The sequence below is a fragment of the Rhodoplanes roseus genome, from assembly GCF_003258865.1.
In the GTDB taxonomy this organism is placed as follows: domain Bacteria; phylum Pseudomonadota; class Alphaproteobacteria; order Rhizobiales; family Xanthobacteraceae; genus Rhodoplanes; species Rhodoplanes roseus.
Genome location: NZ_NPEX01000090.1, coordinates 1 through 21,618 on the forward strand (window position 1 = coordinate 1; position 21,618 = coordinate 21,618).

General features: G+C 68.2%; 20 protein-coding genes. 5 read left to right on the plus strand and 15 right to left on the minus strand.

All coding sequences use genetic code 11. The annotated features are described in order from the left end of the window. Positions 1-41: 41 nt before the first annotated feature. Both CH341_RS14510 and CH341_RS14515 read right to left on the minus strand, forming a co-directional pair. Positions 42-599 (minus strand): cyclase dehydrase, encoded by a 558-nt coding sequence (locus CH341_RS14510; protein WP_111419726.1) that lies wholly within the window; start codon positions 597-599, stop codon positions 42-44. A gap of 11 nt (positions 600-610) precedes the next feature. Then, a complete protein-coding gene (locus CH341_RS14515; protein WP_111419727.1) occupies positions 611-1,780 on the minus strand; it encodes a zinc-dependent alcohol dehydrogenase in 1,170 nt (389 codons plus the stop codon). A 273-nt stretch (positions 1,781-2,053) separates the two neighbouring features. Here CH341_RS14515 and CH341_RS14520 point away from each other — a divergent pair, with 273 nt between their 5' ends. Continuing rightward, positions 2,054-2,329, plus strand: a complete 276-nt coding sequence (locus CH341_RS14520; protein ID WP_111419728.1) for a DUF6894 family protein — start codon at positions 2,054-2,056, stop codon at positions 2,327-2,329. Between the two features lie 280 nt (positions 2,330-2,609). Here CH341_RS14520 and CH341_RS36315 read toward each other — a convergent pair whose 3' ends face one another. The 4 genes from CH341_RS36315 to CH341_RS14540 form a co-directional block, all read right to left on the minus strand. Then, positions 2,610-2,987: a hypothetical protein gene (locus tag CH341_RS36315; protein WP_210208315.1), complete on the minus strand. Its 378-nt coding sequence runs from the start codon at positions 2,985-2,987 to the stop codon at positions 2,610-2,612. A gap of 429 nt (positions 2,988-3,416) precedes the next feature. Continuing rightward, positions 3,417-4,433 carry a cobalamin-independent methionine synthase II family protein gene (locus CH341_RS14530; protein ID WP_210208307.1) on the minus strand — a complete coding sequence of 339 codons (1,017 nt, stop codon included), beginning with the start codon at positions 4,431-4,433 and terminating at the stop codon, positions 3,417-3,419. Between the two features lie 131 nt (positions 4,434-4,564). Beyond that, positions 4,565-5,539 carry an ABC transporter substrate-binding protein gene (locus CH341_RS14535; RefSeq protein WP_111419729.1) on the minus strand — a complete coding sequence of 325 codons (975 nt, stop codon included), beginning with the start codon at positions 5,537-5,539 and terminating at the stop codon, positions 4,565-4,567. Positions 5,540-5,707: 168 nt separating this feature from the next. Then, positions 5,708-6,676: a D-2-hydroxyacid dehydrogenase gene (locus CH341_RS14540; RefSeq protein ID WP_111419730.1), complete on the minus strand. Its 969-nt coding sequence runs from the start codon at positions 6,674-6,676 to the stop codon at positions 5,708-5,710. Positions 6,677-6,958: 282 nt separating this feature from the next. On the opposite strand from CH341_RS14540, the gene CH341_RS14545 reads away from it, so the two are divergent. Beyond that, positions 6,959-7,459, plus strand: coding sequence for an Lrp/AsnC family transcriptional regulator (locus CH341_RS14545; RefSeq protein ID WP_111419731.1), 501 nt, complete (start codon positions 6,959-6,961; stop codon positions 7,457-7,459). A gap of 322 nt (positions 7,460-7,781) precedes the next feature. On the opposite strand, the gene CH341_RS14550 is transcribed toward CH341_RS14545, so the two are convergent. The 8 genes from CH341_RS14550 to CH341_RS14585 form a co-directional block, all read right to left on the minus strand. Continuing rightward, positions 7,782-8,858, minus strand: coding sequence for a sulfate/molybdate ABC transporter ATP-binding protein (locus CH341_RS14550; RefSeq protein WP_425376184.1), 1,077 nt, complete (start codon positions 8,856-8,858; stop codon positions 7,782-7,784). Further along, positions 8,827-9,756 carry a sulfate ABC transporter permease subunit CysW gene (cysW, locus tag CH341_RS14555; RefSeq protein ID WP_111419733.1) on the minus strand — a complete coding sequence of 310 codons (930 nt, stop codon included), beginning with the start codon at positions 9,754-9,756 and terminating at the stop codon, positions 8,827-8,829. Before cysW ends, CH341_RS14550 begins: the two co-directional genes overlap by 32 nt. Further along, the gene (gene cysT / locus CH341_RS14560) at positions 9,749-10,645 is read right to left on the minus strand and encodes a sulfate ABC transporter permease subunit CysT (RefSeq protein ID WP_111419734.1); all 897 of its coding nucleotides are present in this window, start codon (positions 10,643-10,645) and stop codon (positions 9,749-9,751) included. The genes cysW and cysT overlap by 8 nt, the downstream gene beginning before the upstream one ends. Further along, a complete protein-coding gene (locus CH341_RS14565) occupies positions 10,642-11,703 on the minus strand; it encodes a sulfate ABC transporter substrate-binding protein (RefSeq protein ID WP_111419735.1) in 1,062 nt (353 codons plus the stop codon). Before CH341_RS14565 ends, cysT begins: the two co-directional genes overlap by 4 nt. 324 nt (positions 11,704-12,027) lie before the next feature. Beyond that, positions 12,028-13,230 carry a chromate efflux transporter gene (gene chrA / locus CH341_RS14570; protein ID WP_111419736.1) on the minus strand — a complete coding sequence of 401 codons (1,203 nt, stop codon included), beginning with the start codon at positions 13,228-13,230 and terminating at the stop codon, positions 12,028-12,030. Continuing rightward, a complete protein-coding gene (locus CH341_RS14575) occupies positions 13,227-14,165 on the minus strand; it encodes a fumarylacetoacetate hydrolase family protein (protein ID WP_111419737.1) in 939 nt (312 codons plus the stop codon). The genes chrA and CH341_RS14575 overlap by 4 nt, the downstream gene beginning before the upstream one ends. Positions 14,166-14,318: 153 nt before the next feature. Further along, entirely contained in the window at positions 14,319-16,442 is a 2,124-nt protein-coding gene (locus CH341_RS14580) for a xanthine dehydrogenase family protein molybdopterin-binding subunit (protein WP_111419738.1), read from the minus strand. Next, a complete protein-coding gene (locus tag CH341_RS14585; protein ID WP_111419739.1) occupies positions 16,439-16,951 on the minus strand; it encodes a (2Fe-2S)-binding protein in 513 nt (170 codons plus the stop codon). Before CH341_RS14585 ends, CH341_RS14580 begins: the two co-directional genes overlap by 4 nt. Before the next feature lie 389 nt (positions 16,952-17,340). On the opposite strand from CH341_RS14585, the gene CH341_RS34230 reads away from it, so the two are divergent. Continuing rightward, on the plus strand, positions 17,341-17,532 hold the full coding sequence (locus CH341_RS34230) for a hypothetical protein (RefSeq protein WP_210208311.1): 192 nt from the start codon (positions 17,341-17,343) through the stop codon (positions 17,530-17,532). A gap of 187 nt (positions 17,533-17,719) precedes the next feature. On the opposite strand, the gene CH341_RS14595 is transcribed toward CH341_RS34230, so the two are convergent. Continuing rightward, a complete protein-coding gene (locus CH341_RS14595) occupies positions 17,720-18,592 on the minus strand; it encodes an EamA family transporter (RefSeq protein ID WP_111419740.1) in 873 nt (290 codons plus the stop codon). Between the two features lie 257 nt (positions 18,593-18,849). On the opposite strand from CH341_RS14595, the gene CH341_RS14600 reads away from it, so the two are divergent. Together CH341_RS14600 and CH341_RS14605 are read left to right on the plus strand one after the other, a co-directional pair. Then, positions 18,850-20,106 (plus strand): ABC transporter substrate-binding protein, encoded by a 1,257-nt coding sequence (locus CH341_RS14600; RefSeq protein WP_245431060.1) that lies wholly within the window; start codon positions 18,850-18,852, stop codon positions 20,104-20,106. 197 nt (positions 20,107-20,303) lie between these two features. Beyond that, positions 20,304-21,545 carry an ABC transporter substrate-binding protein gene (locus tag CH341_RS14605; protein ID WP_245431061.1) on the plus strand — a complete coding sequence of 414 codons (1,242 nt, stop codon included), beginning with the start codon at positions 20,304-20,306 and terminating at the stop codon, positions 21,543-21,545. The last annotated feature ends 73 nt before the right edge of the window (positions 21,546-21,618 follow it).

Genomic DNA, 21,618 nt, shown 5'->3' on the forward strand with positions numbered 1-21,618 from the left:
GCGGCGCCCGACAAGGGGCGCCGCTAGCTCGCGCCGACCCGCTAAGCCGGCTTCGGCCCGCTCGTCCGGTTGGCGCTGGTGTAGGGCCGCAGCAGATCCGGGATGCGCATGTCCTTCGGGATCGGCGCATTCCGGGCGATGCCCCGCATCCGCTCGGGGACCTCGCGAAAGCCACGCCGGCCGCTGTAGTCGGGCAGCCGGCGCCGTTGGGACGCGGAGGTGCCGCCGGCCGCCATCGCGCAGGCGACATCCAGCGCGGTAATACCGAGAACCGCCGTGATGGCGAGCCCGCGGGCATTGCGGCGTCGGCTCGATCCGTCGCTCCCGGCCGCCAGCGTCGCGAGGTCGAGTGCGTCGCCGCCGACACGACCCCACAGCCAGGGCGCCGGCTGGCGGCTGGCAAGCAGGCCGATGCCTGTCGCGATCTCGCGCACTCCGTAGGCCTGAACCACGCCCTCCTGGCCCCGGAGGCCCAGGGTGCGGGTTATCGTGCGGGGCGCGGCGAGCTCGGCGAGGCCGAGCGCGATGCTGAACCAGCCGAGCCCCCGCGCGAGCGCGGTCGGCGCAGGAGAGACGGGCATTCTGGTGCGATCGAGCATGGCGGGGCTCCTCACGGCTGCAGCACGACCTTGATGCAGCCGTCCTGCTTGTCCCGGAACGTCTTGTAGAGTTCGGGTCCATCGGACAGCTTGGCCCGGTGCGTGATGACGAAGGTCGGATCGATCTCGCCTTCCGCGATCCGCTTCAGCAGGTCGTCGGTCCAGCGGTTCACGTGAGTCTGGCCGGTGCGGATCGTCAGGCCCTTGTTCATCGCCATGCCGAACGGGATCTTGTCCAGCACGCCGCCGTAAACGCCGGGGACCGAGATGACGCCGGCCGGGCGGCAGACATACATCATCTCGCGCAGCACGTGCGGACGGTCGGTCTCCAGCATCACCGCCTGCTTGGCCCGGTCGACCATCGCATCGATCGTGCCGCCCGCATGCGCCTCGAGCCCGACGGCATCGATGCACTTCTCTGGCCCCTTGCCCTGGGTGAGATCGTTCAGGCGCTCGACGACGCTCTCGTTGTCGAAGTCGATGGTGACGGCGCCGCCGGCCTTCGCCATCGCCAAGCGTTCGGGGACGCGGTCGATCGCGATGACCTGCTTGGCGCCGAGCAGGACGGCGCTCCGGATGCAGAACTGGCCGACCGGCCCGCATCCCCAGATCGCGACCGTGTCGGTCGGCTCGATGTCGCATTGGACGACAGCCTGCCACCCGGTCGGAAAGATGTCGCCGAGAAACAGAACCTGCTCGTCGGTGAGATTGCTCGGCACCTTGACGGGCGCGACGTCCGCATAGGGGACGCGCACGTATTCGGCCTGGCCGCCCGCATAGCCGCCGGTGAGATGCGTATAGCCGAACAGGCCCGCAGTGGTATGCCCGAACACCTTGTCGGCGACCGACTTGTTGCGGTTCGAGCGCTCGCAGACCGAGAAGTAACCACGGCGACACTGGTCGCATTCGCCGCAACAGATCGTGAACGGAACGACGACGCGGTCGCCGACCTTCAGCTTCTTGTTCTCGGCGCCGACCTCGACGACCTCGCCCATGAACTCGTGGCCCATGACGTCGCCCGATTCCATGCCGGGCATGAAGCCGTCGTAGAGGTGCAGGTCGGAGCCGCAGATGGCGCAACTCGTGACCTTGATGATGGCATCGCGCGGATGCTCGATCTTCGGATCCGGGACCTCGTCGCAGCGGATGTCCTGCTTGCCGTGCCAGCACAGCGCTTTCATATCGGCCTCCCTGGGGCGCGATCCGCAATCCACGGCGCGGCGAGGTGTTGCCCCGGCGGGCCTGCCTCGTCATGCCTGCCTCGCAGGCCGCTCCGGTCCATGCCGATCAATAACGTTTCAACGTCGCGCCTTCGCGGGCGTTCCTGGCTCGGTGCCGCGTGATCTCATCCATTCAGGGGACGGCTTCGGACGGAGATTCGGCCGGCTCGGTTCCGCGGATGGAACAAATCGTGCCCCCGGTGTCTTGATACGGAGGACCGACCGAGACTCACAATGCCGCGCTACACGATCAGGATCAGCAACGAGGAAACCGCCTACGAGGCGTCCGACATCGTCCTGCCGGATCCCGATCGCGCATGCGAGCTCGCCGTCAAGCTCGTCGCCGATCTGTTCTCGTCGGGGCCGACGGCGTTCGGCGCCTGGTCGGAGTGCTCGATTCGGGTGGTGGCGGAGGACGGGGAGCAGGTCTTCGCGGCGAGCGCCGGCGAGGCGGCGCTGATCGAGCGGGATTTCGTCCGCTCCGAGTCCGAGGCTCTGGCCAACAACTGACCTGCCGGGACGAACGCCGCTGTACGTTACCCGCAGGCACGCTCCCGCGCCACCGAGGGTGGCATCTCGGCGACCACCGGACTCATCAGTCGCTGTGAGGGAGGCTGGTGGGGATCGAGCACAGCCGACACCCCAATCGAGATATCGTTCGTCTCCGCGGTTCGTCACGCGGAGCGAAATGGCCTCTTGAAATATCGCGTAGAGCGGGCCGGAACGGCACCGCAGCCTTGCGTGCGGAGCCTCGGCAACCTGCCGAAGCTCCGCAGTGCAAGCCGACGTCTCAGCGACGCGAGTCGAGCGAAACGCCGAGCGAGTAGGCCTTCTGGCGGGTCGCGCCTTCGGTCCGCTTCAGCGCCTTCGCGATCTTCGCGGTCGGCAGCTTCTGCTTCGCCAGGCCCTTCAGCTCCTTGACGTCGTCCTTCGACCAGCCGCGCCGCTTCGACCCACCGGCCGACTTGGCAGCGGTCTTCGCGACGGTGGCGGCCTTGCCGGCGGTCGCCTTCTTGGAAGCAGTCTTGGGAGCCGCCTTGGGAGCCGTCACCTTCTTGGGAGCCGTCACCTTCTTGGCGGCGGTCACCTTCTTGGCGGGCGCCGGCTTCTTGGCGGGCGCGGCCTTCTTCGGTGCAGTCGCCTTCTTGGCGGTGGTCGCTCGTGCCATCGATTACTCCTCGATAATGGCTGGTGCAAAACACGCGAGGTTACGGCCTTGCGAAGCTGCGGTCTTGCGATGTCAGTCTAGCGGTGGTCGATCTCGTGGGCCGCGTCACGACGCGAGGGAACGCATGAGGATCACCGCGCGGCATTCAAAGGAATGCTCCGGTTATCTCATCACGACGCGGATGTAAACCTTTCAGCCGAAATTCATGCTGCATAAGTCACTGAACAGCCGACCATGAAGCTGATCGTCGACGCCGAAACCGGATTGGTCCCGTCTGCGATCCGGTTTCACACGGTGTCGTGGGAGCGATGCGTGGCCGAAAGTTGTTCGATAAACGAATTGTTAACAGGCGACACCGCCTCGTGATCAGGTCGGCCCTCGCGGCCGCCGGCCCGCCGGCCCGGCGACCTGATCAGCAGCCTGCCCGGGTCAGGCGCGCCCCTCGAACAGATCCCGGCCGCGCACCAGGGCACGCATCTTGCCGTCCGCCATGTTGCGCTTGAGCATCCAGAACCCACAGTCCGGATGGATGTAGCGGACGCGGCCGGGCCCGAGCACGGCGGTGGCGCGCTCGATGCCCTTCGCGATCGTCTCGGCGGATTCGATCTCGGTCCGCTTGATGTCGACCACGCCGAGTCCCATTCCGATCTCCGGCCGCAGCTCCTTGAACGCGGCGAGCTCCTCGCCCGGACGGTGCGCGTTCTCCATGACGATGTGATCGACGTGGAGGGTGTTGAGATAGCTGATCAGCCGGTCCCAACCGCCGCGCTGGATCGACTGCCCGCCATAGTTGCCGAAGCAGAGATGCACTGCCGCCTTGCCTTTGACCGCGTCGAGCACGCGGTTGGCGGCGGCAGCGGCCCACTCCCACTCGTCGGGATGGCCGGGCAGGTTGGCCTCGTCGAGCTGCACCACGTCGGCGTCGACGTGGCGGACCTGCTCGGCCAGCACGTCGGCGATGGCCATCGCGATGGCGGCGCGGTCGCCACCATAGTGGCGGTCGAGCAGCGTCTTGGACAGCATGTGCGGGCCCGTGACCGTGAACTTGAACGGCCTGCGGGTGAGCCGGCGGGCTCGCGCGCAGGCATCGGGCAGATCGAGCGTGCCACTGCCGATCGGGCCGTCGATCACGCCGGGCGGCCGTGTCCTGAAGCTCATGCCCGCCTCGCCCCGATAGGCGAGCAGCTCCTGGAACGTCGCCGCGCGCCGGATACCGCTCATGGGCGTGGTGAAGTACTCGATCATTCCATTGGTCTCGGGATGGTCGAGGTCGAACCGGTAGAGCTCGCCGTCACAGAGGAGATCGAGACCGGCCTCCTCCTGGGTCGCGAGCACGACGCGGGTCGCGTCGAGCAGCGCCTGCTCGGACGGAGCCTGGATCAGCCAGTCGGGCACCGGATAGGAGCCGACCGTCGTGGTGAGGATCTGCGGCGCGGACACGGCCATTCGCATTGTTCCTGGGGCGTGAGATCGGGAGGGGGATGTCGGGACGCCGGCGCGATCGTCGGCAGCCGCCGCCGTCCGGGCGTTCGCGGCGGGAGCCGCGTGCCGGGACGGCAGGCGAGCCGAGCGCCGGCTCAGTCGGGCAGGAAGTCCAGATTGACGAACTCGCGAGCGCGGGCCGGCGCTCTCTTGTCGAGGCCACCGTACTCGGAGAGCATCGTCAGCGAATCCGCGAGGCTCGTCGGGCTCACCCGGAACGGCCGGAGCGTCTTGGTCTCGTCGGTTCGGTAGAGCGGGATGGTGAGCTTGAGGCCGCGGATCAGCGACTCGCGGTCACCGGCCTTGATGTTCGCCTTCAGCATGGCGTCGACGGCCGCTTCAGGGTCCCTCTCGGCCTCCTCGACGGATTTCGTCGCGGCCCGCATGAAGCGGCGCACGAGGTCGCCTTTGGTCGCGATCGTGTCCTTCGAGGCGATGAGGCTCGAGCTGATCAGGTTGACGCCGTAGTCGGAGAACGGGATCACGTGGACGGGCTTCTTTGTGGCGTTCTCGATCCGCATGTTCTGGTCCATCAGGTAGCCCAGCATGAGATCGGCCTGGCCGTTGATCACGGCATTGAGCTTGGTCTGCATGTCGCCACCGACCACCCTCACGTCACTTTCGGAAAGGCCCGTCTTCTTGAGCAGCAGCGGCCACACCTGCGAGAGTGAATCGCCCGGCGTCAGGGCGACGATGCGGCCCTTCATGTCCTGCGGCGAGCGGATGTTGCGCTCGGCCAGTCCCATCACGGCCATGGGACTCTTCTGCAGGAGAACGCCGATGACCACCACGGGCGCGCCGACCGAGGCGGCCTTCACGGCGGACGAGAGGTCGGCGTAGCCGAACGTCACGGTTCCGGCCGCGACGGCCTGCACGGTCGGAGACGAGCCGCGGCCCTCCTGGATGTCGAGATCGATCCCCTCCTGGGCGAAGTAGCCGCGCTCGCGGCCTAAAAAGAACGGCGCATGCTCGCTGTACAGGTACCAGTTCAAGAGCAGGGACGCCTTGACGGACTTGTCCGGGACCTGCTGAGCCCGCACAGGCCCCGCTGCGGCCAATGCGACGATCATGGCCGAGAGCCAACACACGATTCTGCTCACGATGTCCTCCCGATGTTTTCTGCAGGCTTGCAACAGATGAGCTGAAATCGCCGGCAGCATGCACGGTTCGGAATCGTTCGCCAAGCCGGAAACGGCCATGGCACGGCCGTCCGACCTTGTGGAGACGTCGTCGGATGATCAGGTGCCGAGCGTCGACAGATCGACGGGAGTCGCGAACGGTCGACCTTTCACGGCGCGGCGGGCGTTGTCGGCGCAGATGGTGGCGAGCCGTCCGATGAGCGCGCGGCTGCCGATACCGGCCAGGTGCGGTGTGACCAGCAGACCGGGCGTCGTCCAAACCGGGCTGTCGGCCGGCACGGGCTCCTGGTCGAACACGTCGAGCCCCGCGCCGCCGAGATGTCCGTTTTGCAGTGCGGCAAGCAGCGCGGGCTGATCGATCGTGTCGCCACGTCCGACATTGATCACGACGGCGCCCTTCGGGAGCGATGCGAGTCGTTGTGCATCGAGAAACCCGCGCGTCGCGGGCGTTGCGGGCAACGCCGCGACGACCGCATCGGCGCGCGGGAGCACCTGGTCGACCTCCTCCGTCGTGACGAACTCGTCGACATCGGCATGGGTGCGGCGCGAGCGCGCGACGGCGATCACGTGAGCATCGAAGGCCTTCAGGCGGCGTGCGATCTGTTGGCCGATCGCACCGAAGCCGAGCAGAACGACCGAGTTCGTCTCGAGCGAGCGCAGGCGCGGCCGGATCTCCGTGCCGGCCCAGCGATGCTCGGTCTGTGCCGCGAGCGCGTCCGGAATCCGGCGGACGAGCGCCGAGAGCAGTGTGACGGCATGCTCGGCGACGGTCGGCGCCCAGGCTGCAGCCGAGTTGGTGACGGCCGCGTTCGGAAGCGGCGGAAACCGCAGCAGCGCGTCGACGCCCGACGAGACGAAGTGAATCCAGCCGAGCTTGGGCGCTGCGGCCACCGCGTCGGCGGTCGCCTGGTCGTAGAGGCTGGCCATCACGGCGAGCGCGTCGGCCCCGGCGAGGGCGTTACGGAGCTCGTCCTTGGTGCCGGCCACCGTCGGGGCGACGCCCGGGACGGCGCGCAGGGCGTCGACGAACGCATCGGCGCCGAACGGCACGTGAATGACGATCCGCATGATGGGGGCTCCTGCAGTTTGCTTCGCCGCGCGAAGCGTCCGTGGTGACGAACGATACTGCACGACGTGTGGTCGGCGAGAGACAAAGGGCAGCGTTTCGTTTTCGCGGTGCCTGGAACCCGTATCGGGAGATACCCTAGGCTGATGCGTTGCAGCGGGCGGGCTTGCGTTCGGTGTAGAATTATATTTTACTCATAGGTGATGTAGAAGGTAGTGGAGAAAAATTATTCTCCGAAGTGAGAAAATATGAAACAGGACACTCCTTTGCCCCGCGTTCGGAAAGTGGATGCGGTCGATCGGCGAATTCTCATGGTTCTGCAACGGGACGCCAGCGTCACGCTGGCGGCGCTCGCCAAGCAGGTGCACCTGTCGCAGACACCGTGCTGGAAGCGGATCCAGCGGCTCGAGGCTGATGGCGTCATCACCGGGCGAGTGGCCCTCGTCTCGCCGGAGAAGATCGGTCTCGGCCTCACCGTGTTCGTCTCCATCGAGACGAGCGACCACTCGAAGGAATGGCTCGACACGTTCGCCAAATCGATCGCGGCGCTGCCGGAGGTGATGGACGTCTACCGAATGGCCGGGGACGTCGACTACATGCTGCGCGTCGTCGTCGCCGACATGGGTGCCTATGACACCTTCTACAAGCGCCTGATCGAGACCGTGCCGCTCAAGAACGTCACCTCGCGCTTCGCCATGGAGCGGATCAAGTCGAGCACCGCGTATCCGGTGCCGGGTCCGCCCGCCGAGGCTCGCGCGCCGGCCAGAACGCCAGCGTTCGCGTGAGGAGGAGGCCGTCCAGGGCCTCCGCGGATCAACGATGGCTCGGCCAGGGTCCCGGCGAGCCGTCCTCCTGGACGAGTTCGACGGCGCCGCTGTTCGGCATCAACAGCATGACACGATCGTGCCAGTGCCAAGCGGTGCGATAGGGCTCACCACCGCCGAGGAGCGCGAGCCGCTCGTCGCCGGCAACGATCGCTGTGGGAGAATCTCGGCGGATCGATCGAGCCGGCGGAGCATGGGCGATCGCCGGGCGAGGTCGGGAGCCGGGTCGAGACAACGGTCTCGCCGGCGTCCACTCAAGTCCGGGGCCAGACTCGCACGACGGTCACGCCGGAAACAACCGCAGCGTCCGGAACTGCACGTGCAGGATCTCGCCCCTGGCGACCGTGAGGTCGGCGGGCAGCTCGATCTCGATGGTCGGCAGTCCATCGGCGAGCAGCAGCTCGGCGCGACGCGCCGGCCCGGCGCGTCGCACGCCGGCGACACGGGTCGGAACGCCGCCGTGGGGGTCGGCCGGCACGAGATCGCGCGGGCGGACGTACAGCGCTGCCGGACCGCTCAGTGACGAGGTGTGATTCCGCAGCGTGTGCGGGCCGATCGTCACGATCCCGTCCGCCACGTCCACGGGCAGCCGCACGGCCTCGCCGATGAAGCCGGCCACGAAGCCGCTGGCCGGCCGGTCGTAGACCTCGTCCGGCGTACCGATCTGCTCGATCCGGCCCTGGTTGAGGATGGCGACCCGGTCGGACAGCTCCAGCGCTTCGTCCTGGTCGTGAGTGACGAACAGCGTGGTGTGGCCGGTGCGGTCGTGCAGGTCGCGCAGCCAGCGCCGCAGATCGCGTCGTACCTTTGCGTCGAGCGCCCCGAAGGGCTCGTCCAGAAGCAGCACCTTCGGGTCGACGGCGAGCGCCCGGGCCAGCGCAACACGCTGGCGCTGGCCACCGGACAGTTGCGACGGAAATCGGCGATCGAGGCCGGAGAGCTGGACGAGATCGAGCAGATCCGAGACGCGGCGCCGGATGTCGGCGCGGCTCGGGCGCAGGTGGCGGGGGCGCACGCGCAGCCCGTAGGCGACGTTCTCGCCGACATCGAGATGCCTGAACAGCGCGTAGCTCTGGAACACGAAGCCGACGCGGCGCGCCTGCACGGGCACGAAGGTGGCGTCCTCGCCGCCGAAATAGACGTGGCCGGCAGTCGGCCGCTCCAGGCCGGCGACGATGCGCAACAGCGTGGTCTTGCCCGACCCCGACGGGCCGAGCAACGCCACGAGCTCCCCGGCCTCGACCGCCAGGTCGACCCCGGTCAGCGCGGGCGTGCCCCCGAATCTCTTTTCCAGCCCTTCGGCCCGGATCGCGACGGTGTCCACATGGTCAGTATAGACGGGTCCGGGCGAGGGCGTCACCGTAGCGCCATTCCAGGACGGATTTTGCCATGAGGGTGAGGAGGGCGAGCCCGGCCAAGATCGAAGCGACGGCGAAGGCTGCAACGAAGTTGTACTCATTGTAGAGAATCTCCACGTGGAGCGGCATCGTGTTGGTCAGGCCGCGCACGTGACCCGAGACCACCGAGACGGCCCCGAACTCGCCCATGGCGCGCGCATTGCAGAGCAGAACGCCGTAGAGCAGGGCCCATTTCACGTTCGGCAGGGTGACGGTCAGAAAGGTCCGCAGGCCGGAGGCGCCGAGCGTCAGCGCCGCCTCCTCCTCGCTGGTGCCCTGCTCCTGCATCAGCGGGATCAGCTCGCGGGCGACGAACGGGAAGGTGACGAACACCGTGGCGAGCACGATGCCGGGCACGGCGAAGACGATCTGAAGGTCGTGGGCGGCGAGCCATTTGCCGAACAGGCCCTGGGCTCCGAACAGCAGCACGAACACCAGGCCCGAGACCACCGGCGACACCGAGAAGGGCAAGTCGATCAGGGTGATCAGCAGGCTCTTGCCGTGAAAGTCGAACTTGGCGATCGCCCAGGCGGCGCAGATGCCGAACACCAGGTTGAGCGGAACCGCGATGGCCGCGACCATCAAGGTGAGCCGGATCGCAGCCTGTGTGTCGGGATCCGCGAAGGATTCGAGATAGTGATCGAGGCCGCGGCGGAACGCTTCGGCGAACACGGCGATCAGCGGCAGCACGATGAACAGCGCCAGGAACCCGACAGCCAGCACCACCAGGATCGCCTTGGTGAGCGGCGCCTCGTCGATGGTCGGCCGGGGCCAGACCGGTCGACCGCCGTGCGACGGCACCCCGGAGGCGTCGTCGGTGGATTTGAGGACGGCGTGCTCGGTCGTCGCTCGATCAGACATGACCGAATCTCCGCCGGCTCCAGGCCTGCAGCAGGTTGATGGCGAGCAGCGACAGGAACGAGATCAGCAGCATGATCGAGGCGATCGCGGTGGCGCCCGCATAGTTGAACTCCTCGAGCTGGATGACGATCAGCAGCGGCGCGATCTCGGACGTGAACGGCAGGTTTCCGGCGATGAAGATCACCGAGCCGTACTCGCCGACGGCGCGGCCGAAGGCGAGCGCGAATCCGGTCAGCACGGCGGGCGCGAGCGTCGGCAGCACGACCCGGACGATGGTCTGCCGCCGGGTGGCGCCGAGCGTCGCCGAGGCCTCCTCGATCTCGCGGTCGAGATCCGCCAGCACGGGCTGGACGGTGCGCACCACGAAGGGCAGGCCGATGAACACGAGCGCGATGAAGATGCCGAGCGGCGTGTACGCGATCTTGATGCCGAATGGCGCGAGCAGGCCGCCGATCCAGCCGTTCGGGGCGTAGATGGCCGCGAGCGCGATGCCGGCGACGGCGGTCGGCAGCGCGAAGGGGAGGTCGACGACCGCGTCGAGCAACCGTCGCCCGGGAAATTCGTAGCGGGTCAGCACCCAGGCGACCAACAGGCCGAAACCGGCGTTGACGGCGGCGGCGACGAGCGAGATGCCGAAGCTGGTCTGCAGGGCCGCCAGCACGCGCGGCATCGTGGCGACGCGCCAGATGCCGTCCAAGCCGAGCCCGCTGGCGCGAACCACCAGGGCGGTGAGCGGGATCAGCACGATCAGCGACAGATACGTGACCGTGAAGCCGAACGTGACGCCGAACCCCGGCAGCGCGCTCGGGCGGCGGAACCGCCAGGGCGCGGCCGCTCCGTTCCGCCCGCCGGGCGCCGGGGGCCAGGGTTCCGTCGCAGCGATGCTCATCGCGACGGGGTGCCGGGCTTGTAGATCTGGTCGAAGACGCCGCCGTCGGAGAAATGCTCGGCCTGCGCCTTGGTCCAGCCGCCGAACGCCTCGTCGATCGTGACGAGCTTCACCTTTTGGAAGCGGGCGAGGTCCTCCGGCGCAGCATGCTCGGGCTTCGACGGCCGGTAGAAATTGGCCGCGATGATGCGCTGCGCCGCGGGCGTGTAGAGAAAGTCGAGATAGGCCTGCGCAACCGCGCGGGTGCCGCGCTTGTCGACCACCTGGTCGACCAGCGACACCGGCGGCTCGGCCAGGATCGAGAGCGACGGATAGACGATGTCGAACTTGTCGGCGCCGAACTCCTGCTGGGCCAGGAAGCCTTCGTTCTCCCAGGCGATCAGCACGTCGCCGAGGCCGCGCTGAACGAACGTGGTGGTCGAGCCGCGGGCGCCGGTGTCGAGCACCGGCACGTTGCGGTAGATCGCGCCGACCAGATCCTTCGCCTTGCCGACGTCGCCCTTGCTGCGGTCGAGCTCGAAGGCCCAGGCCGCCAGGTAGTTCCAGCGCGCGCCGCCGGAGGTCTTCGGATTCGGCGTGATCACCTGGATGCCCGGCTTGGCGAGGTCGTCCCAGTCCTTGATGCCCTTCGGATTCCCCTTGCGGACCAGGAGCACGATGGTCGAGGTGTAGGGCGACGAGTTGTTCGGCAACCGCGTCTGCCAGTCGGCCGGCAGCTTCTTCGACTCGCGCGCGATGGCGTCGATGTCGCCGGCGAGCGCCAGCGTCACGACGTCGGCGTCGAGCCCGTCGATGACGGCGCGCGCCTGGCGGCCCGAGCCGCCGTGCGAGGCTCGGATCGTCACCTTTTGGCCGTGCTTGGCCTGCCACTCCTTGGCGAAGGCGTCGTTGATGGCGCGGTAGAGCTCGCGGGTCGGATCGTAGGAAACGTTGACCAGCGTCACGTCCTGCGCCTGTGCGCCTGTCGGTCCGGCAAACGGCAGACCGGCACCCACCGCGATCGCCAGCGCGAACAAGCACGCGTGTCGGCGCTGCAGCAGCGTCCTTCTGATCGTCATCTCGTCACCTTTTCCCACCTGTGCGCTCCGATATCGCAGTGTTGTCGCACTGCGTCGGCCGATGGAATCCGCAAACGTTTACGGACGCAATGCCGGCCGAATCGAAAAGACAGCCACGATCTGTCTCCCGGTCTGGGCGAGAATCATGTTCTCCCGCAGGTGCGACGTGGAGTGGGTCTTTCGTCGCTCGCGCCAGGGCCATTTTGTCAGGGCAGCATGCTGGACAAGCCCGAGCGTCCGGTCAACCCGGCCGATGGGTGGTGCGAGACAGCCGTTCGGTGGACGTGGCGCCGCGATTCGTTCAGCTCGATTCGGGTCGCCGCGTCAGCCGAGGCCGGCCTGCACGGCCCCTGCGCCGGCGCTGAGCAGCACGACGAGCCAGGGCGGCGTCCGCCACGCGACCAGGAGCAGGAAGGCCACGCAGCCCAGCGCGAAGTCGCCGCCACCGTCGATCGCCGCGGTCCACACGGGATCGTAGAGGGCGGCGAGCAGGATGCCGACCACGGCGGCGTTGACGCCGCGCAGCGCCGCCTGTGCGGCGGCCCGGCGTCGCACCGCTTCCCAGAACGGCAGGGCACCGATCACCAGCAGGAAGGACGGCAGGAAAATCGCCAACAGGCAAATGGTCGCGCCGAGCCAGCCGTTCGGCTCGGGGCCGGCGATCGCGCCCAGATAGGCCGCGAACGTGAACAGCGGACCCGGAACGGCCTGGGCGGCTCCGTAGCCGGCCAGGAAGGCATCGTTCGACACCCAGCCGGCCGGCACCACGGAGGCTTGCAGCAGCGGCAGCACCACATGGCCGCCGCCGAACACCAGTGCGCCGGACCGATAGAAGGCATCGACGAGGGCCGCCGTGTGTGCGCCCGTGACGGTGGCGATCAACGGCAGTCCACCGAGCAGCAGCACGAACAGGGCGAGCGAAACGAATCCGGTCGTCCTGCCGACCGTCAGCGGCAGCGCAGCGTGGTCGCCCGCTGCTTCATGGCGCGGCAGCAGGCTCACGCCCGCCATGCCGCCGAGCACGATGACGCAAATCTGACTCCAGGCCGAGGGCAGCACCAGCACGACCGCGGCGGCGGCGACCGCGAGCGTCGCCCGCTCGCGATCCGGTGCGAGCGTGCGCATCATGCCGAGCACGGCCTGAGCGACGACCGCCACGGCGGCAATCTTCAGGCCGTGCAGCCAGCCGGCGCCGGCGACGTCGCCGATCGATCGCACCCCGTAGGCGAACAGCACGAGCGCCAGGGCGGACGGCAGCGTGAAGCCGGTCCAGGCGGCGAGTGCACCCGGAAGGCCGGCCCGCGACAGGCCGATCGCGATGCCGACCTGGCTGGAGGCGGGGCCCGGAAGAAACTGGCAGAGCGCCACCAGGTCCGCGTAGGCGCGGTCGTCGAGCCAGCGCAGGCGCGTCACGAAGGCGTCGCGGAAGTAGCCGAGATGCGCGACCGGCCCACCGAACGAGGTGAGGCCCAGCCGCAGGAAGACGGCGAGCACCTCTCGTGCGGTTCCGGCGTATCGGCTGGTCACGGCCTGATCAGGCGATTCCGCAGGACGCCGATCTTCTCGATCTCGAGCTCGATCACGTCGCCGGACCCGATGGTGCGGCCGAGCTCGTGCGCCGATCCGGTTCCGACTGTTCCCGAGCCGATGATCTCGCCGGCATAGAGCGTCTCGGCGCGCGAGACGTATTCGATGATGTCCCAGAACGTATAGTGCATGTCGCGCGAGTTGCCGCCGCCCCAGCGCTCGCCGTTGACCCGCACCTCCATGCCGAGCGCATGAGGATCGCCGAGCTCGTCGGGCGTGACGATCCAAGGGCCGAATACGTTGCCGGTGTCGAAGTCCTTGCCCTTGGCCGGACCGAGGCCCGCCCGCATCTCCTCGAACTGGACGTCGCGAGCACTGAAGTCGTTGTAGATCGTGAAGCCGAACACGTGGGCCGGCGCGTCGGCTGCGGCGATGTCCTTGCCGGTCTTGCCGATCACGCAGGCGAGCTCGAGTTCGTAATCCATCCACTCGGAGAAGGACGGCCAGATCACGTCCGCCTCGTGGCCGACCACGTTGAAGCGGTTGCACTTGTAATAGACGGGATGCTCGTACCAGACATCCGGCATCTTCTGCGGCTTGCCGGTGCGTTGCGCGACCTGATTGCGACTGTTGCGCACGTGCTGCTCGAACGCCATTCCGTCCCGCAGCTGTCGCGGGATCGGGATCGGGGCGAGCAGCTTCACGCCGTCGAGATCGTCGACCGCCTCGTTCGGCCACTCGCGGACCAGGTCGTCCACCCGCGCGAGGCCCGGCCCGGCGGCGTCGATCAGCGAGAGCATGTCGGTGAAGGTCGGATCCGGCCGCTTGTGGACGGCCTCGGCCGCGGCAGCGAGATCGAGGACCGCACGCTGCTCGACGTCGACGACGCCGAGACGCGGTCGCTTGTGGAGGCCGATGAAGGTGGCGAGCTTCATGCGTGGTCCGTTGAACGGGCCGGCGTCGAGGGGCGACGACCGGGGCGCACGCTAGCACGTCGGCGCGATGTCTCAAGCTCCGGGACGAGCGATGTGCGGATCGAGATACCGTCGTCGTTAAAGGATATGATGAATTGGAGGAATTACCCTGGATCAGGCGAGCAGCGCCGCCATGATGCGCTCTCGGCTCAGCGGCAGGGACCGGATGCGGGTGCCGAGCGCCCGCGCCACCGCATTGCCGATCGCCGCGGCGGTCGGACCCATCGCGGCCTCGCCGACCCCGAGCGGCGGATTGTGGCGATCTCCGACCAGACGGAGCTCGATCTCCGGAATCTCGGAGAAGCGCAGGATCGGGTAGTCCTCCCACGTGGAGGTCGCCACCTTGCCTTCGGCGAAGCGCAGCTCTTCCTTCAGAGTCCAGCTCGCTGCCTGGATGATGCCGCCCTCGAGCTGGTTCAGGGCGCCGTCCGGCGTGATCACGAGGCCGCAGTCGGCGGCGCCCCAGATTTTCACCAGCCGGACCGCCTCGTCCACCTCGACCTCGGCCGCGACGGCCATGTAGGCGGCGCGGTTCTTGTATCGGCCGAAGCCGAGGCCGAGCCCGCGCCCCTCGCCGGGGGGACCTGCGCCGGGCCAGCCGCACATCGCGGCCGCAGCCTCGATCACGGCGCGGGCGCGCGGATCGGAGAGGAGTGACAGCCGATAGGCGACGGCATCCTGGCCGGCCGCCTCGGCGAGCTCGTCCATGAAGGATTCGATGGCGAAGATGTTGCCGAAGGCGCCGAGGCCGCGCAGCGACGAGGTGCGCAGCGGGATCGGATCCACGGTGTGGTGGATCATCCGGTGGAAGGGCAGATCGTAGAGCGCGTGGCCGTTGCGGGTGGCGCCGCCGCCTGCCGCGTCCGGATTGTCGTTGCGCACCGCCGGTTGGGGCGGCGGGTCGGGGAGGGCCTCGCGGCTGCGGAAGCCGTGATGTCCGTGCGAGCCGGGCCGATTGCTGTGCACCGGGCTGGCGATGTCGATGGTCCAGCGCGCCGGCCGTCGATCGGCGTCGAGCTCGGCCGAGAGCCCGATCACCATGGCGGCGCCCATCGGAGCGGCCAGGAACTCGTCCTCACGGGTGAACAGCACGCGCACGGTGCGGCCGGGCCACCGGGTCGCCAGGAATGCCGCGTCGAAGGCGGCGTCGTCGGCCGTGTTGTGGCCGTAACAGCCGGCCGCCTGGCGGTGCAGCACCGTCACGGCGTCGGCCGCGAGGCCGAGGCAGCGGGCGATCTGATCGCGTAGCGCATAGGGATTTTGGGTGTGCGACCAGACCGTGAGGTGCCCGTCGGACAGGGCTGCCAGCCCGCAGGATGGGCCGATCGAGCCGTAGGTCTGAAACGGTCGCCAGTAGGTCGCCGCGACCACCTCGCCGGCCTCGCGCGCCGGCGGCGTGCCGGTGTCGACGACACGGGATCGCGACGGCTGCGCCAGCACCCAGCCGGGGCTGTTGGTGTCGTCCGGCAGCGGCGTCCCGCCCTCCCACGCGGCCTTGTCGCGGGCCGCGAGGGCTGCCCGTTGCACCGCGAACTCGCGGTCGCCCGTGATCGCGACGAAGTCGCCCTCGCGACGAATGTCGACCGGCAGGCCGGTGGCGCGCCGCACCGCCGCCTCGTCGAGCGACACCAGCCGGGCGCCCTGCCACGGCCGGTGCACGACGCGGGCATGCAGGAGATCCGGTGCGACGATGTCGTGGATGAAGCCGCGACCCTCGATCTTGGCCGGCAGGTCGATGCGGGGCAGGCTGGTCCCGACCACTCGGTACTGGGTCGGCGACTTGGTCGATGCGCTGCCGGTTGCCGGCCGGTCGAGGTCGATCTGCGCGGCAAGGGACCAGTAGTCGAGGCCGGTGTCGCGGCCGCCGCGACGCAGTCGCCCGTCCTCGATGACCAGGCTTTCCGCCGGAACGCCGAGCCGCTCGGCGCCGTGCGCCAGGACCAGCGCCCGCACCTCGGCGCAGGCGAGCCGAATTGCCGCACCCGACATCGCCACCGATGTGCTGCCCGCCGTGACGCCCTCGTTGGGTCCGGCCGAGGTTTCCCCCGAGACGGCCCGGATGCGGCCCGGACTGACCTCGAGCTCCTCGGCCGCGATCTGGACCAGCGCCGTGAGGATGCCTTGCCCGATCTCCACCTTTCCGGTGGACACACGGACCTTGCCGTCCTGTTCGAAGCCGACCCAGTCGGACAGCAGGGGATTGTCGACGAGGCTCTGTGGCAGCGTGTTCGGAATCATGCGCCGGTCTCTTCGGCGGCGGCGCTCTCCATGGCGGCGCCGGCGCGCTGGACGGCGCGGACCACGCGGTTGTGCACGCCGCAGCGGCACAGATGCCGGTCGAGCGCCGCGAGGATGTCCTGCCGGCTCGGCCGGGTCGTCCGGGCGAGCAGGGCTGCGCCGGACACCATGATGCCGGACAGGCAGTAGCCGCACTGGCCGGCCTGCTCGTCGAGCAGCGCCTGCTGCAGGAGGTGCAGACCGCGTCCGCCGCCCAGTCCCTCGATGGTCGTCACGGTGCGTCCCGCCAAGTTTCCGATCTCGCGCGAGCAGGAGAATTCGGGCGTCCCGTCAATCAGCACCATGCAGGCCCCGCATTGCTCGAGACCGCATCCGAATCGGCTCCCGACGAGCCCGAGTTCCTCACGCAAAACGGCCAACAGCGGGCGGGTCGGATCGCCGGCCACCCGCACGGGCGTGCCATTGACGATCAGGGCGACTTCAAGGGCGTCGTCGGCCGATACGGGCATGATCTCGATGCTGGTGGGGTTGCGGCGGGCTCCGGATTATACTGGGCTTGCCCCGGCCGGCAAATGCGGCGGATCGGTCCGCCCGACCGGCAAGGCTTTCGATCTGCTCCGTCTTCTGCTACCGAAGGGCATGCGCTTCCGCCCCGTGCGGAAGCCGATCGTTTCGCGTTATCGATCGAAGATGCTCTGGACTTCGACGATGAGACGACGGAGTTCCGTAGATGCGAGCACGTTTGGCTGGGGCCGTCGCGTTGCTGTTGTTGCTCGGGGGATGCGGCTTTTTCGACATGCAGCCCCAAAAGGGCGACAAGGGGGATCCGGGGGCTGCGGGTCCGGCGGGGCCGGCCGGTCCGGCGGGACCTCCGGGGCCTCCAGGCCGCGGCATCGGGTTGCGATTCGCCGAGTTCATGTGCCAGCAGGCGGCCTGCTCGGCGGCCTGCGAGGCGAACGAGCGTCTCGTCAACGCTTTCGCGGTCAATCCGGCCGGGACCTTCACGATCGAGGACGACCGCAGCGTCGTCTACACGCCGCCGCGGCGTGGCCCGTCGGGCAAGCTGGTGCTGGTCTGCGTCGCCCCGTGACGGCGGACCGGTGAAGACGACGGTGACGCCGCGAGTGGCCCCACGTCGCGCGGTGCGCTGACGTCGATGCGGCGTCGCGGCCTATCGGCTGATGCCGCCACCGCCGGCGCGGCACGCTGCATTTCGACCCGAGCGGTCGCCCCGTGTGGTCGTGCCCGTGATCTCGCCCCGGGGGGTGATGTGGTGGTCACGCCCAGGCGAGTAGCGCGAGCGCCGTCAGGGCGACGAGAAGGCCGAGCCCTTTGCGCAGCGTGACGGGCTCGCCGCCGACCGCGATCCCGAGCAGCGACGCCGGCACGAAGCCCATCTGGGCGATGGGCACCACGACGCTGGCCTGGCCGGCCGCGAGCGCGTGGACGAAGCACGTGAACGCCACGAGCAGCACCAGGGCGGCCGGCAAGGCGTGCCGCCACAGATTCGCCGGCCAGCGCAGCGAGCCCTCCACTATTGCTGTCAGCAGCGTCGCCAGGCTGGCGAACACCATCGCCTGGGCAGCGACGAGGGCGGTGGGGGCGGCCCCGGCGGCGGTCCCGAGCTTGTGGCAGAAGAAGCCGATGCCGGCCAGCACGGTGGCCAGCAGCACCTCGACCAAGGACCAGCGCGGTGCCGAGGGCCGGCTCGTGGCCGCGCCGCCGCCCGCCGGCGGATTGCCGGTGCCGAGCAGCAGCCACACGGCGACGAGCGCGAGCAGCAGACCGGTCGCCTTGGCAGCGGTCAGCGGTTCGCCCAGCACCAGCACGGCGAGGCCGACCGTGACGACGAAGCCGAGCCGGAAGATCGGCCCGTTGACGCTGACCGGTCCGGTTCGCAGGCTGCGGGCGAACAGGAAGAAGCCGAGGAACAGAAACAGGCCTGCGAGGTTCCCCCAGACGGCGCCGCCCGCCAGCGTGAGGGCCCCGGTGGCGGCGGCGTAGAGAATGACCGACGGACAGAACAGCCAGGCCTGCCCCATGATGAAATGGTGCGCGGCGACACCCTCCCGGGCGGCGCGCCGGTAGACGTAGTCGCCCAGCCCGAAGAACACCATCGCGGCGAGCGCATAGGCGATTCCGCTGGTCATGCCGGCATCCCGCGGCCCGGGTTTGTAGACAAGGCATATCTTGCTTCCATCGGCGTGGCGTCCGGCCGCCTCCCCGTCCTCGTGACCAAGTCTTCACTTTGCATTTCGAGGGACCCTGTCGGATGATCGCGGCACGGCGACTTGAAACCGCCGACGTCGCCGCCGAAGGCACCGGCTTGAATGCCCAGTTCAGGCTCTCTAAAAGAGTCGTCGGGAGACGAAGTTCCTGCCGAATAACAATAGAGGGAACGAAACGCATGCCCAAGAGGATCGATCGCCGTGCCTTCGTGGCCGGCGCGGCGTCCGGTGCTGCCGCCACGACTCTGTCGGCCGCCCTGCCGATGCCGGCCATCGCCCAGTCCGCTCCGTTCAAGATCGGCCTGTTGACGGTCAAGACGGGTCCGCTCGCGCAGGGCGGAATCCAGATGGAGCAGGGGCTCGTCACCCTGCTCAAGCAGAAGAACTACACCTTGGCGGGCCGTAAGGTCGAGCTGATCTCGGCCGACACGGGCGGTAATCCCGCTGGTGCCAAGACCAAGGCCTCGGAGGTGATCGAGCGCGACAAGGTCGACGTCGTGCTGGGCCCGCTCGCCGCCTTCGAGGTGCTGGCGATCAACGACTACATCCGCCAGCAGGGCATGCCGCTGATCAGCCTGGCCGGGGCCGAGGACGTGACCCAGCGGCTCGCCAATCCGTGGATCATGCGGACCTCGGCGAGCTCCGCCCAGTGCTGCCATCCGCTCGGCGACTACGCGGCCAAGGAGCTCAAGTACAAGCGCGCCGCCACCATCGCCGACGATCTCGCCTTCGGCTACGAGCAGCTCTCCGCCTTCCAGCGCGTCTTCGAGGACGACGGCGGCAAGGTGGTCAAGAAGCTGTGGCCGCCGCTGGTGACCCCCGACTACACGCCCTATATCGCCCAGATCGGGAACGTCGATTGCGTGGTGAACGGCTTCGCCGGGTCCAATCCGGTCAAGTTCATGCGCGCCTATGCCGATCTCGGCATGAAGCGGATCCCGCTGCTGGGCGGCTGGACCGCCATGGATGACGCGCTGCTGAAGAGCCTCGGCGACGAGGCGGTCGGCGTCGTTTCCGCCTCCTGGTATTCGGCCTCGCTCGACAATGCGAGCAACACGCGCTTCGTCGCCGACATGGCGAAGGACTACAACGTCGTTCCCGGCGGCTACTCGGCCGGCATGTATGTGGCCGGCCAGGTGGTCGAGGCGGCGCTCGAGAAGACCGGCGGCAAGGCCGACGACAGGAAGGCGTTCAACGAGGCCCTGCGCGGCGTCTCGCTCACCGACACGCCGCGCGGGCCGGTGAAGTTCGACGCCTACGGGAACGTCGTCGGCGACGTCCAGATCCGACGTTGCGAGCGAAAGGGCAGGGCGCTCGTCAACACGATCGTCAAGATCTATTCCGACGTGAGCCAGTTCTGGACCTACGGCGACAAGGCGTTCCTGGCGAACCCGGTCTATGCCCGCGACTGGCCGCCGGCCAAGAATCTGGAGTGATCAGACGTACCGAGAGACGCCTCGTCGGTCGGCACACCTGTGTGTGACACTGTCGCGTGCGGCCGGAATGGTTGCACAAACATCCGGCAAGTCGCACGCCGCGCGGATCGCGGCTTGAACACCGCAACTCGTCTCTCTAAAACTGCCTTCGGGAGTACAGTTCCTGTCCGATAAGAAAACAGAAGGAACGAAACGCCATGCCGAGAGTGAATCGCCGCGCCTTCATGGCCGGCACCGCCGCCGGTGCCGCCGCAGTATCGCTCGGAATGCCCGCGATAGCGCAAGGAGCCCCGTTCAAGATCGGGTTGCTGACCGTCAAGACCGGCCCACTGGCGCAGGGGGGCATTCAAATGGAGCAGGGCATCGCCACCCTGCTCAAGCAGAAGAGCAACACGTTCGCGGGGCGCAAGGTCGAGCTGGTCTCGGCCGACACGGGAGGAAATCCGGCGGGTGCCAAGACCAAGGCGTCCGAGCTGATCGAGCGTGACAAGGTCGACGTGATTCTGGGTCCGCTCGCCGCCTTCGAGATGCTGGCCATCAACGACTACATCCGCCAGCAGGGCACGCCGCTGATCAGCCTGGCCGGCGCCGAGGACATCACCCAGCGCGCCGCCAATCCGTGGGTCGTCCGCGGCTCGGCGAGCTCCGGCCAGTGCAGTCACGTTCTCGGCGACTACGCGGCCAAGGAGCTGAAGTACAAGCGCGCCGCCACCATCTCCGAGGATTTCGCCTTCGGCTACGAGCAGATGTCGGGCTTCCAACGCGTCTTCGAGGACGACGGCGGCAAGGTGGTCAAGAAGCTGTGGCCGCCGCTGGTCACGCCGGACTACACGCCCTACATCGCCCAGATCGGAAATGTCGACTGCGTCGTCAACGGCTTCGCCGGCTCCAATCCGGTCAAGTTCATGCGCGCTTACGCCGACCTCGGCATGAAGCGCATCCCGCTGCTCGCCGGCTGGACCGCCATGGACGACGCGCTCCTGAAGAGCCTCGGCGACGAGGCGATCGGCGTGGTGTCGGCGGCGTGGTATTCGGCCTCGCTCGACAATGCCGTCAACAAGCAGTTCGTCGCCGACATGGCGAAGGACTACAACGTAATTCCGGGCGGCTACTCGGCCGGCATGTACGTGGCCGGTCAGGTGGTCGAGGCGGCGCTCGCCAAGACGGGCGGCAAGACCGACGACAAGAAGGCGTTCAACGAGGCGCTGCGCAGCGTCGCGCTCACCGAGACGCCGCGCGGCCCGGTGAAGTTCGACGCCTACGGCAACGTCGTGGGCGATGTGCAGATCCGGCGCTGCGAGCGAAAAGGCGGGCAGCTCGTCAATACGATCATCAAGACCTATTCCGACGTGAGTCAGTTCTGGACCTACGGGGACAAGCCGTTTCTCGCCAACCCGGTCTATTCCCGCGACTATCCGCCGGCCAAGAATTTGGAATGACGCGGCGACTTCACCCTCCCCTGGAGGGGGAGGGTCGGGCGCGAATGCAGCTCGCGACCGGGATGGGGTGAAG